Source organism: Bradyrhizobium sp. T-1 (genome assembly GCF_053592855.1).
This window is the reverse complement of sequence record NZ_CM132115.1, coordinates 4,727,386-4,738,719: the sequence shown is the minus strand read 5'-3', so window position 1 is coordinate 4,738,719 and position 11,334 is coordinate 4,727,386. Positions and strand designations below refer to the sequence as shown.

11 protein-coding genes are annotated in these 11,334 nt (G+C 63.6%); 5 read left to right on the top strand and 6 right to left on the bottom strand.

All coding sequences use genetic code 11. The annotated features are described in order from the left end of the window. Positions 1-26 precede the first annotated feature (26 nt). The 4 genes from ppx to ACWAT4_RS23030 form a co-directional block, all read right to left on the bottom strand. The gene (ppx, locus tag ACWAT4_RS23045; RefSeq protein ID WP_212299435.1) at positions 27-1,529 is read right to left on the bottom strand and encodes an exopolyphosphatase; all 1,503 of its coding nucleotides are present in this window, start codon (positions 1,527-1,529) and stop codon (positions 27-29) included. A 15-nt stretch (positions 1,530-1,544) separates the two neighbouring features. Next, positions 1,545-3,737 (bottom strand): RNA degradosome polyphosphate kinase, encoded by a 2,193-nt coding sequence (locus ACWAT4_RS23040; RefSeq protein WP_212299820.1) that lies wholly within the window; start codon positions 3,735-3,737, stop codon positions 1,545-1,547. A 139-nt stretch (positions 3,738-3,876) separates the two neighbouring features. Continuing rightward, positions 3,877-4,554: a P-loop NTPase family protein gene (locus ACWAT4_RS23035; protein ID WP_449728136.1), complete on the bottom strand. Its 678-nt coding sequence runs from the start codon at positions 4,552-4,554 to the stop codon at positions 3,877-3,879. A 111-nt stretch (positions 4,555-4,665) separates the two neighbouring features. After that, the gene (locus ACWAT4_RS23030; protein WP_212299439.1) at positions 4,666-5,208 is read right to left on the bottom strand and encodes a CDP-alcohol phosphatidyltransferase family protein; all 543 of its coding nucleotides are present in this window, start codon (positions 5,206-5,208) and stop codon (positions 4,666-4,668) included. 154 nt (positions 5,209-5,362) lie between these two features. On the opposite strand from ACWAT4_RS23030, the gene purM reads away from it, so the two are divergent. Then, positions 5,363-6,436: a phosphoribosylformylglycinamidine cyclo-ligase gene (gene purM, locus ACWAT4_RS23025; protein ID WP_449728135.1), complete on the top strand. Its 1,074-nt coding sequence runs from the start codon at positions 5,363-5,365 to the stop codon at positions 6,434-6,436. Further along, the gene (gene purN / locus ACWAT4_RS23020; RefSeq protein ID WP_212299443.1) at positions 6,436-7,089 is read left to right on the top strand and encodes a phosphoribosylglycinamide formyltransferase; all 654 of its coding nucleotides are present in this window, start codon (positions 6,436-6,438) and stop codon (positions 7,087-7,089) included. The genes purM and purN overlap by 1 nt, the downstream gene beginning before the upstream one ends. 90 nt (positions 7,090-7,179) lie before the next feature. Here the strand turns inward: purN and ACWAT4_RS23015 are convergent, their stop codons facing one another. Further along, positions 7,180-7,386 carry a cold-shock protein gene (locus ACWAT4_RS23015; protein ID WP_008551638.1) on the bottom strand — a complete coding sequence of 69 codons (207 nt, stop codon included), beginning with the start codon at positions 7,384-7,386 and terminating at the stop codon, positions 7,180-7,182. A 377-nt stretch (positions 7,387-7,763) separates the two neighbouring features. Here ACWAT4_RS23015 and ACWAT4_RS23010 point away from each other — a divergent pair, with 377 nt between their 5' ends. Next, positions 7,764-8,954 (top strand): autotransporter outer membrane beta-barrel domain-containing protein, encoded by a 1,191-nt coding sequence (locus tag ACWAT4_RS23010; RefSeq protein ID WP_449728134.1) that lies wholly within the window; start codon positions 7,764-7,766, stop codon positions 8,952-8,954. An 18-nt stretch (positions 8,955-8,972) separates the two neighbouring features. Here ACWAT4_RS23010 and ACWAT4_RS23005 read toward each other — a convergent pair whose 3' ends face one another. Continuing rightward, positions 8,973-10,013, bottom strand: coding sequence for a LysR family transcriptional regulator (locus ACWAT4_RS23005; protein ID WP_212299446.1), 1,041 nt, complete (start codon positions 10,011-10,013; stop codon positions 8,973-8,975). A gap of 71 nt (positions 10,014-10,084) precedes the next feature. On the opposite strand from ACWAT4_RS23005, the gene ACWAT4_RS23000 reads away from it, so the two are divergent. Together ACWAT4_RS23000 and ACWAT4_RS22995 are read left to right on the top strand one after the other, a co-directional pair. Next, positions 10,085-10,702 (top strand): hypothetical protein, encoded by a 618-nt coding sequence (locus ACWAT4_RS23000; RefSeq protein ID WP_212428287.1) that lies wholly within the window; start codon positions 10,085-10,087, stop codon positions 10,700-10,702. Continuing rightward, a complete protein-coding gene (locus tag ACWAT4_RS22995; protein ID WP_212299454.1) occupies positions 10,689-11,309 on the top strand; it encodes a GNAT family N-acetyltransferase in 621 nt (206 codons plus the stop codon). The genes ACWAT4_RS23000 and ACWAT4_RS22995 overlap by 14 nt, the downstream gene beginning before the upstream one ends. Positions 11,310-11,334 lie beyond the last annotated feature (25 nt).

Below are 11,334 nucleotides of genomic sequence, written 5' to 3'. Positions count from 1 at the left end.
CAGCCTGCGACACAAGGCAGCGCTGTTCAGCGTCTGACGATCGAGCCGGACCGCCCGATCAGGCGGGCGAGCTGCTTGAAGCGGCTGCCGACGCGGTCGGCGACGAGGTCGCCGAGCCTGTGCTCGAACACCAGCATCAGGTTGCGCCCCTGGCTGCGGAAATGCGTTGCCGGCAACACGCCAGGGCGCGCAGCGGAGATCAGATGCGCGACGCGGAACGCCGCGCCGAGTAGGCGGGCGCGTTCGAGCTGCGCCGGCGTCAGCAGTTCCTGCATGGTCAGCGGCGGCTGGTTCTCTTCGCTCAAGCCCGCATAGCGATAGAACACCGACAGTCCGACGAAGGCGCGCTCGCGGTGATCGATCGCGCCGAAATTGGCGTTGACCACGAGGCTCAGCGTCTGCTCGCCGCGATGGTCGGGATGAACACGCCAACCGATGTCAGACAGCAGACAGGCGGTGTGGCGCAGGCGGCGGTCTTCCTCAGTCTCGCGCAGCTTCACGACGCGCGCCAGCCGATCGGTCCAGGCCATCAGCTCTCGCGCATGCTTCGCCGAGCGTGATAAGAGCTGGTTGAGCTCTTCGGCGGCGCAGATCAGGCCGTCCTTGTTGCGCTCGGACTCCGGCAGCTTCTCGTGCAACAGGCCCTCGCGCACGCCGAAGGTCGAGAACACGATGGTCTTCGGCTTTGCGACCCGGATGATGTGCTCGAGCACGAGCGCAGCATAGGTGAGGAGAGGGCGCCGGGCGTCGGCGACGACCTCGATGTCGGCGAGCATGTCGGCGGCGGCGAGGCGCCGCAGGCGGCGGGCAAAATCGAGCGCCTCGGTCGCTGGAATCGAATAGCCGTGCATCACCTGGAGCGGATAGCCGCTCTGGATAATGTGGATGCGCGCGAGCGCGCGCCACGTTCCTCCGACGGCATAGAAGGTGCGGCCGCGGCCGGCGGTGAGTTGTGGGACCTCGTCGATCGCCTCGCGCACGATGCGGTCGGCGCGCTTGAGGGATTTGTGGGCGAGGTCCTGCAGTGCGAGGCCGCCGAGCGGCAACGTTACGCCGCTGCGCACGCTGTTCCCGCGCACGTCGATCAGTTCCAGCGAGCCGCCGCCAAGATCGCCGACAATGCCGTCGGGCCGATGGATTCCCGAGATTACACCGAGAGCCGACAGTTTGGCTTCGCGCGGTCCAGACAGGATCTCGATCTTCACGGCGCAGATGCGCTCGGCCTTCGCAATGAAGTCGGGACCGTTGGAGGCGTCGCGGCAGGCGGCGGTCGCGATCGCGAACACGCGGCCGACCTGCATCACGCGGCACAGCGCGCGAAAACGCCTCAGCGACGTCAGCGCCTTGTCGACGGCGTCGGGCGCGAGCAGGCCCGTGCTCTGCACCTCGCGCCCGAGGCCGCAAAGCGTCTTCTCGTTGAAGATTGGAATCAGGCTCCGTGCCAGCGCCTCGTAGACGACGAGACGAACCGAATTGGAGCCGATGTCGATGACCGCGACGCTAGCGCCACGCTTGCGCGGCCGTTTCACGGCAAAGATCTCCGGTCAGGACTGATGGCGTTCGTTTCGGCGCGTGAGACGCCGCGGCGAAGATTCCTTGAGCGACTTTCCACGGCCAGACAGACTCGGATTTGTCATGAAGTAGTTGTGCACGTTGAAAGGCTCCTCGCCCTTCGCGGCCTTCATACGCGTTGAGGACCCGTCCGGCAACAATTGCCAGCTCTGCTCATTGTCCTTCAGGTTTGCGACCATGATCTGTTCGAGAACCTGCTGATGCACCGTAGGATTTTGCAGCGGACACAGCACCTCGACGCGGCGATCGAGGTTGCGCGGCATCATATCGGCCGACGAGATATACACAGCCGCTTTGGCGCTCGGCAGGCCCTGGCCCATGCCGAAGCAGTAGATTCGGCCGTGTTCCAGGAACCGACCGATGATCGACTTGACGCGGATGTTCTCCGACAGGCCGGGAATGCCGGGGCGGAGGCAGCAGATACCGCGCACCACGAGCTCGACCTGGACGCCGGCCTGTGACGCCTCGTAAAGCGCGTCAATGATATCGGGGTCGACAAGCGCATTCATCTTCATCCAGACCGCACCGGGCTTGCCGTGACGCGCGTGCTCGGTCTCACCCTGGATGTGCTCGATGATGCGCTTGCGCAGGGTCAGTGGCGACACCGCCATCTTTTCCAGATCGCTCGGTGCCGCGTAGCCCGTGATGAAGTTGAACACGCGCGCGGCGTCGCGGCCGATGGTCGGTTCCGAGGTGAAGTAGGAGAGGTCAGTATAGATGCGCGCGGTCACCGGGTGATAGTTGCCGGTGCCGGTATGGACGTAAGTGGTGAGGCTGCCGCCTTCGCGGCGTACCACCATTGACAGCTTCGCATGGGTCTTCAGTTCGAGGAAGCCATAGACGACCTGCACGCCGGCGCGTTCGAGATCGCGCGCCCAGCGGATGTTGGCCTCTTCGTCGAAGCGCGCCTTCAATTCAATCAGCGCGGTGACGGACTTGCCGGCTTCGGCGGCTTCGGCCAGCGTGCGCACGATCGGCGAGTTGTTGGAGGTGCGATAGAGCGTCTGCTTGATCGCGACGACATCAGGATCGCGCGCCGCCTGCTGCAGGAACTGCACCACCACGTCGAAGGATTCGTAGGGGTGATGGACGATCAGGTCCTTCTGGCGAATGGCGGCAAAGATGTCGCCGCCATGCTCGCGCACGCGCTCGGGATGGCGCGGCACGTAAGGGGTGAACTCGAGGTCGGGCCGGTCGAGCCGGGTGAGCTGCGAGAGCTCGTTCATGGCGAGCACGCCGTCGACCAGGAACACCTCGTCGTCGGCTGCCGACAGCGCGTGCTGCACGAAGCTGCGCAGCTCCTCGGGCATCTTGGCGTCGATCTCGAGCCGGATCACCGATCCGCGGCGACGGCGCTTCAGCGCGGTCTCGAACAGGCGGACGAGGTCTTCGGCCTCTTCCTCGATTTCGAGCTCGGAGTCGCGGATGATGCGGAAGGCGCCTTGGCCGTGGAGGCTGTAGCCGGGGAACAGGCGGTTGATGAAAAGGCCGGTGACCTGCTCCAGTGAGATCAGGCGCACTGCTTTGCCCTCCGTGGGCAGACGGATGAAGCGGTCGATCTTGCCGGGCATGCGGATCAGCGCGTTCATCGGCTTGCCGTCGGCCTCGCGCGTGAGCTGGAGCGCGATGGTAAAGCCGAGGCTCGGAATGAACGGGAATGGGTGGGCCGGATCGATCGCCAGTGGTGTCAGCAGCGGGAACACGTTGTTGAGGAAATAGTCCTCGAGCCAGGTCCGCTCCGCCTTCGTGACCTCCTTGCCGTCGACCAGCACAATGCCGACATCGGCCAGCGTGCCGCGCAGGTCGCGCCAGATTGCCTGCTGGTCACTGGCGAGCTGGGAGACGGTGCGATTGATCAGCGCGAGCTGCTCGGATGGGGTCAGGCCATCGGGGGCACGTTCGGCAATGCCCTCGCGCACCTGGGCCTTGATGCCGGCGACGCGGACCATGAAGAACTCGTCCAGGTTATTTGCCGAAATCGACAGGAATCGCACCCGCTCCAGCACCGGATGACTGGCGTTGACCGATTCCTCCAGGACGCGGCGGTTGAAATGCAGCCAGGACAGCTCGCGATTGATGAATCGCTCGGGGCTCGAGGCGATCGCCGGCAGACGCTCGGCCTCCGTGGCTTTCTCTTTCGTTTCAATAGCTTGCGCGGAGTCCATGAGAAGTCGGTCCATCAAAATTGCCCCAATTTGCGACTTATGCGCAAAAACCGGCCGGAGCATGTGTTAATGCGATGACGTTTCGATGACATTGACGTTCCGCCTTGGCACCGCGTCAAGCCGGTGCGCGGCGCGGCGGTCAGGCGTCCCGAAGCAGCTCGGCGGCAAGGGCCCGGGTGACGGGGCGGCCGAGCCGCAGGGCCTCGCCGTCGAGCAGCTCGACGGCCCGCCGGGCGGCGGCCGAGGATCGCTCGAGCCGGGTCGCAAGATAGCTCACCACGCTTTCGTCCACCGAGAGCTGGCGGTCGGCGCAGAATTTGACGATCAGGCCGCGGAAAAGCTGGTCATCCGGGGGCGCCAGCGAAATCACTGGAATCGTCCGAAGCCGGGACCGGAGGTCGCGGAGCTCGACCTCGACCGCCGCAGGTGCCTCACGTCCGGTGAAAAGCACATAGGCACCGTCCTCGCGGGCGAGGTTCATCAGATGGAAGAGGGCGCGCTCGTCAAAATTCCTGGCCTTGAGATCCTCGACCACCAGCGCGCCGGTGGCGAGGGCCCCCGGAACGCCGGCGGCGGTCAGCGCATTGGCCGTTGTCGAGCGGGCGCCGGCCTCCTCGGCCCAGATCGCGGCCAGATGGCTCTTGCCGGAGTCTTCGGGGCCGGCGAGCCACATGATCCGGTTCGGCCATTCCGGCCAGCCATCGATCAGAGCGAGAGCGGCGGCGTTGGCGGGGCCCTCGAGGAAATTGTCGCGGCTGAGGCTCTCCGCATGCGGAAGCGAAAACGCCAATTGTCGGGGATGAACGCGGCCTGCCACGCTTGCTTTGCTCCGTGCCGGCGTGCCGGCTTCGTCTGAAAAAGATGCGGGTTATTCGATCGGGAGTTGGCCTTTTGCGGGGCCGTGTCCCGGCTCTTGGCCTCGATCGTGCTACTTGGCCTCAATAGTACTCATGTGCCGCAGCCACTCGACGAGATAGAGCGACACGGAGGACAGCGTGAACACCGTGACGAGACCCATCAGCACTATATCATAAGGCGCAGGCCTGAAGCCGAAGGCGAGGGCGGCCAGCACCAGCGCCGCGTAGGCCACCTGCGCGGCGGTGTTGAGTTTCGATACCTTTGAGGGCCTCATCTCGACCGGCTTGTCGAACAGCCAGGATACGATCACGGCGGTGACGATCATGATGTCGCGCGATACCACCAGGATCACGATCCAACGCGGGATGTCGCCCCAGATGCCGAGCGACAGGTAAATGGAAACCAGGAGGGCTTTGTCGGCCAGCGGATCGAGCAGGGCGCCGAGCTCGCTCGTCATGTTGAAGCGCTTGGCCAGGAAGCCATCGACCGCGTCGCTGATGCCGGCGATCAGGAAGACGGCGAATGCCACCTCCATTTGGCTCGACACGATGGCCCAGACGATGATCGGGACCAGCATGATGCGGCCCAGGGTAATGATGTTCGGAATACTCACGCGGCGCTTCCCGGCACCCGACCTGTCCTCGAAATCCGGCCCCTTGGAGGCTGAACCCGTTGATATCTACATAGTATAGGGCAGCGCGCCATACGAGCCATTGCGTGTCCCCGGAATTCGACGTAACCAGCCGCAAACCCACTGGAAATCGGGCATGACCGACCGCAAAAACGGCCTTACCTACGCCGATTCAGGCGTCGATATCGACGCGGGCAACCGCCTGGTCGACCTGATCAAGCCGATGGTGCGCGCCACCGCACGGCCGGGCGCTGACGCCGAGATCGGCGGATTCGGCGGCCTGTTCGATCTCAAGGCGGCCGGCTTCAAGGATCCGGTCCTGGTCGCCGCCACCGATGGCGTTGGAACCAAGGTCAAGATCGCGATCGAGACCGGCCTGCATGGCGGGATCGGCATCGATCTCGTCGCCATGAGCGTCAACGATCTCGTGGTGCAGGGCGCCGAGCCGCTGTTTTTTCTCGACTATTTCGCCTGCGGCAAGCTGGACCCGGAGGCCACCGCAGCAATCGTTGCCGGTGTCGCCGAAGGCTGCCGCGAATCCGGTTGCGCCCTGATCGGCGGCGAGACTGCCGAGATGCCCGGCCTTTACAAGGATGGCGACTATGATCTCGGCGGCTTTGCCGTCGGCGCCGCCGAGCGTGGTACGCTGTTGCCGCGCAAGGACATTGCCGCCGGCGACGCCGTGATCGGTCTCGCCTCATCGGGCGTGCACTCCAACGGTTTCTCGCTGGTCCGCAAGATCGTGGAACAGTCCGGCCTCGGCTTCGAGGCACAGGCGCCGTTCGCGCCGGTCATGACGCTCGGCGGCGCGCTGCTGACGCCGACGCGGCTCTACGTCAAATCCTGTCTGCGCGCGATCCGTGAAACGGCTGCAGTGAAGGGTCTCGCCCACATCACCGGCGGCGGTTTTACCGACAACATCCCGCGCGTGCTGCCGAGCCATCTCGGTGTGGGCATCGACCTCGCGCGCCTGCCGGTGTTGCCGGTGTTCAAATGGCTGGCCGCGCAGGCCGGCATCGCCGAGCTGGAAATGCTGCGCACCTTCAACTGCGGTATCGGCATGATCGCGATCGTCGAGCCGGACAAGGTCGATGAAGTCATGCGGGTGCTCACCGACGCCGGTGAGACCGTGGCCCAACTCGGCACCGTGATCCCTGCCGAGGGCGAGCACCGCGTCGCCTACAACGGCCATCTCGACCTGGCATTGTGATGAAGCGCCGCGTCGCCATTCTGATCTCCGGTCGCGGCTCCAACATGTCCGCGCTGATCAAGGCAGCAAGCTCTGCGGATTTTCCGGCGGAGATTTCGCTCGTTGTCTCGAACAAGGCCGACGCGCTTGGCCTCGAACGGGCCAAGGCCGCTGGCGTGACGACGCAGGTGATCGAGAGCAAGCCGTTCGGAAAGGACCGGGCCGGTTTTGAGGCGGTGCTTCAGGCCGCCCTCGACCAGCACGGCATCGAGCTGATCTGTCTGGGCGGTTTCATGCGCCTGTTTACTGCCGAATTCACCAAGGCGTGGTACGGGCGGATGCTCAACATCCATCCGTCGCTGCTGCCGTCATTTCCAGGCCTCGACCCGCATGGCCAGGCCTTGCGCGCCGGGGTCAAACTGTCTGGTGCGACAGTGCATTTCGTGATCCCCGAGACTGATGCCGGCCCGATCGTGATGCAGGGCGCCGTGCCCGTCGGCGACCACGACACGGCGGAGACGCTGTCGGAGCGCATCCTCGAAGTCGAGCATCGCATCTATCCTGCGGCACTGAGCCTGCTGGCGACCGGCAAGGTCAAGATCGAGGGCGACGTCTGCAAGACCGCGGGCAGTGCGGCGTCGGAGAATTTCCTGATTGCGCCGGTGGTGCGCTGAAACGCGGCCTCCGTTTCGTCCCCTTAAGCAAAATCCCCCGGCAGAGCCGGGGGCAACGTCATGATCTCTCGTGTCGAGCTTCGAGAGAAATCAGGAGACCTTGAGGTTCTCCGCGGACGATTTGCCGCGGTTCTCCACGAGGTCGTATTCAACCACCTGGTTCTCGTTCAGGGTCGAGAGGCCAGCGCGCTCGACCGCGGAGATGTGGACGAACACGTCCTTGTCGCCGCCGTTCGGCTTGATGAACCCGTAGCCCTTGGTGGGGTTGAACCATTTGACGGTGCCCTTTTGTGGCATCGTTAGTCTCCTCCGCTAGATACTAAAAAGACGCGGCCGCTTTTCGCGTGCCACGTCACAAACGGGCTTCCGGAAGTCTGTTCGAGTCTTGAGTCTGTCGCGAAACGCACAGCCGAGCGGCCAATTCCGATTGTGTCCGATATTCCAACACGAAAACCGTGCGCTAGCAAGCCGCGCGCGAATTTCAAGACCGCACTGGAGATGTCCCGCGGCAATTTGCGACCTGTGGCCGCGGAACCACAATCAGGCGCAATCACCCCGACGATACCATGCCACCCGGTTGACCCCCCGTGGCAGTTCAGCACAAATCGCCGCACCTGCTCGCCGTTCGTGTTGTATTTTTGCGGGCCGCCATTTTTGCTTCGGGATGTTTCGTCATGTGCTGCACGCAGCAGCCTATTCGGATACGGCAGACGATCGGGTTGGACCGTGTCCGCCGGATCGTGACGGCGATTGCCATGGCTCTTGTCGTCGTCGCGATGATGTCGGCGACATCAGGCTTTGCGCAAACCCCGACGCCGGCCGCGTCTCCGACGCCCACGCCGACACCCACCCCCACGCCCACCCCCGCTCCGACACCCACGCCGTCGCCGACCCCGAGCGCGACCTCGACCAATTTCAACCAGTCGGCCGGCAACAGCGCGCTCAATCTCGGTTCTAACTTCCTGGAGCGGCTCGGCAACCAGGCCTCCGGCGGCATCAACCGCGGGGCGCGCACCAATCCCGGCGGCGGCGGCGCGTCGGAGGGCACGGAGGATCCGCGCTACCGCACTTGGTATGAGGGCTACGGCATTGCAGTCCGGACCGATGCGCAGGGCGATTTCGTTGGCGACAAGCGCAAGACGTTTGGCGGCGTTGCCGGATTCGGTGCGCGGATCGCCCCGGGCGTCAATCTCGGCTTCTCCGTCGACCAGAGCCATACCGACATCGACGTGCCGCTCGCGCTCCAGTCGGCGACGCTCGACCTCACCCAGATCGGCTTCAACGGCTCTCTCGACAAGGGACCGTGGACCTGGGCCTTTGCGCTGGTGCACGGTTTGGGCAAGGTCCGTTCCAGCCGAGACACCGGCTTGGGCCTCGCGATGGCGGGCTATCGCGCGACCGTCGATGGCGCGCTGACCGAGATCAGCTACTACTGGACCAAGGACCAGATGCGCATCGTGCCCAAGGGCGCGCTCGAATATGTGCGAGCCACCAGTGCGGCGTTCCAGGAGGCCGGTGGACTGGATCCACTCAACGTCGGCTCAAGCGCGCTTTCTCGCGCGCGCGTCATGATCGGCGCAGAGATCGGGCGCTACTTCATCTTCGACCGCAAGATCCTGGACCTCTCGGCCTACGGCAAGTTCGTCGACAATTTTCATCAGGATCTGGGATCGGTCCAGGTCAGCCTCGGCAGCCAGAGCATTATTGTCCCTGGCATCGGCGAGAGCCGTTACGGCATGGATGCCGGCGCCTCGGCGTCGCTCAGCCTGACCAACACGGCACGGCTCTATGTCAATTACGATGGCAAGTTCCGCAATGAACTGACGTCGTACCAGGGCACGGTCGGCTTCGAATATCGGTGGTGAAGGGCTGCTCCTTCCCACTCAAATCGGCGTTGCTGCAATGTATCCAGACAATCCGAAGCCTTCGCGCGCATCCGTCATCATCGGCACCAGCGTGTTGGGATGGATGAACTCGTCACGGAAGCAAGGATAGGTTTTTGGGTCGAAGATCTTCTTCAGCCAGTCGACCACGATCTTGTGGCGCTCGGAGGCGCGGAATTCCTTGTGATAGGTCAGCCAGAGGTCGGCGTGGTGGCTGACGCCGAGATCGACGGCGACGAGCGGCGCGCCGAGCGCAATCGACACTGACGGCAGGAAACCGATGCCCGCGCCACGCTCCACCGCATAGAGTGCGCCGACTGAGGAGTTGGTCTTGATCCCGACGATGCCCTCCAGCGATTTCAGCCCGAGCACGCGGGCATAGGCGCCGTCGTCGACCTGCGGCGCGCTCTGCTTGATGATGCGGTGGCTCGACAATTGGGCGAGCGTCGTCGGCACGCCGTAGAGGTCAGCATAGCCTTTGGAGACGAAGGGATAGATGTGCAGCCGGCCGAGCTTGGCGACGATGAGATCGGGATTGGTCGGCGGTTCGAGCTGGATTGCGATGTCCGACTCCAGTCGCGCGACGTCGGCCTGCTCCATCGCGCAACGCAGATCGACGGTGATCTTGCGATAGGTCTTCTGGAAATCGATCAGCCGCGGCAGGATCCAGAAATTGCCGGGGCCTTCTGTCACGGCGACGCGCACCGTACCCGACGTATCGTTCGATGAACGTGAGGCTCGGCGGAAGACATTGAAGGCGTGACGCTCCATATGCGCGACGTCGGCAATCATCGCGGTGCCTTCGTCGCTGAGCGTGAGCCCGCTCTGGTCGCGCAGGAAAAGCTTGCAGCCGATGCTCTCTTCGAGCCGGTCGATCCGGCGCATCAACGTGGTGGAGGTGAGCCCAAGCTCTTCTGAAGCATTTCGGAAACTTTTAAACTTTGCGCAGGCTAAAAACAGTTTCAAATCGTCCCAGGACGCATTTAGCGCTTCTTCATGGTGCTGCATTATTGCAGCACCCCGGTGCAATACTTGCTGCATACTCCTGATCTCCAGCCGCTAAGCTTTTCTTCATAGCGGCGTACAAAACCCCTGAACGATAGAGGGACGACATGAGTATGGAAAGGGGCTCGTTTGCCGCAAGGCATGATTTCGACGCCTTGCCGCTGAGTCCCGAGGTGGACGTCCGTCGCGCGCAATTTTCCGAAATAGCAGCGCTCTCGGAGATGGCGCGCCGGCTGGTTCCCGGTGTGCAGATCGGGGCGACAGAGCTCGCGACATATTTCGCTTTCGATCCCCAGAGCATCCTGACTTTCACCCGGAAAGGCAATCTTCTGGGCGGCATGGCCTTCCTGTTTCTCAACGATCACGGGCATGATGCACTGTTGCTCGACGATATCTGTCTGACTGCGCCCGAGACGCGTTATCTCGCTTCCGCGAATGATGACGTCGCAGCCATCTATATCTGGGCGATCGCGGCTACCGGCCGCGGCATCGCCGGTCTTGGCAAGGCGGCTGCTCATCTTCGGCAGGTAAGATTTCGTGGTGCCGATTGCTATGCGCAGCCGTCAACCGTGGCCGGACGCGAGATCATGAGGGCGACCGGCTTCGAGCCTATTTCGAGCTTCCAGCCCGACCTCTGGTGTTACGAGCGTCCCTGGCATCGACAGCCGACGCCCATGCCGGGTGCGTTCATCCAAGCAAGGAGTTTTGCAGATGCACGGCACTAGAATTCCTCTCGCCAAGCCTGACTCCCGCGCCATCACCATCCGTCTTGCGCGCACTCCGAGCGACCTCATGCTGATCACGGCCATTCGCTCTGCGGTCTATCTCGCCGAGCAGGATTGTCCGTTTGACGAGGAGTTCGACGGCAACGACATGGTTGCCGCGCACTTCATCGGCTATATCGGCAACGAGCCAGCGGGCTGCCTGCGGGTGCGCTTCTTCGGCGATTTCGCCAAGGTCGAGCGGCTTGCGGTGCGTCACCAATATCGGCGCTCGCGTCTCTCGTTCAAGCTGGTGCAGGCGAGCATCGACTTCGTGAAGCGCAAGGGGTTCCGCAAGATCTACGGTCAGGCTCAGGACCGGTTGGTGGATTTCTGGGCTCATTTCGGCGCCAAGCCACTTGGCCACAATCGCAAGATTACCTTCTCGGATTTCGCCTATACGGAGATGCTGCTGGAGATCGAGCCAGGACCGGACGCCATCACGCTGGACAGCGATCCCTATGTGATCATCCGCCCTGAGGGGGACTGGGACCGGCCGGGCGTGCTCGATGCCTCGGCGGGGCGGGCGGTGACTTCGCCGCTACGGGACCTCGCGCTCGCCGACCGCTGAAACTGGTGCAGGTCTGCGCAACACG

What these genes read in the sequence shown, in the direction of transcription:
- purM (WP_449728135.1), top strand. Translation starts at nt 5,363, where the DNA reads ATGACCGACCGCAAAAACGGCCTTACCTACGCCGATTCAGGCGTCGAT.
- ACWAT4_RS23010 (WP_449728134.1), top strand. Translation starts at nt 7,764, where the DNA reads ATGTGCTGCACGCAGCAGCCTATTCGGATACGGCAGACGATCGGGTTG.
- ACWAT4_RS22995 (WP_212299454.1), top strand. Translation starts at nt 10,689, where the DNA reads ATGCACGGCACTAGAATTCCTCTCGCCAAGCCTGACTCCCGCGCCATC.
- ACWAT4_RS23005 (WP_212299446.1), bottom strand. Translation starts at nt 10,013, where the DNA reads ATGCAGCAAGTATTGCACCGGGGTGCTGCAATAATGCAGCACCATGAA.
- ACWAT4_RS23000 (WP_212428287.1), top strand. Translation starts at nt 10,085, where the DNA reads ATGAGTATGGAAAGGGGCTCGTTTGCCGCAAGGCATGATTTCGACGCC.
- ACWAT4_RS23015 (WP_008551638.1), bottom strand. Translation starts at nt 7,386, where the DNA reads ATGCCACAAAAGGGCACCGTCAAATGGTTCAACCCCACCAAGGGCTAC.
- ACWAT4_RS23040 (WP_212299820.1), bottom strand. Translation starts at nt 3,737, where the DNA reads ATGGACTCCGCGCAAGCTATTGAAACGAAAGAGAAAGCCACGGAGGCC.
- purN (WP_212299443.1), top strand. Translation starts at nt 6,436, where the DNA reads ATGAAGCGCCGCGTCGCCATTCTGATCTCCGGTCGCGGCTCCAACATG.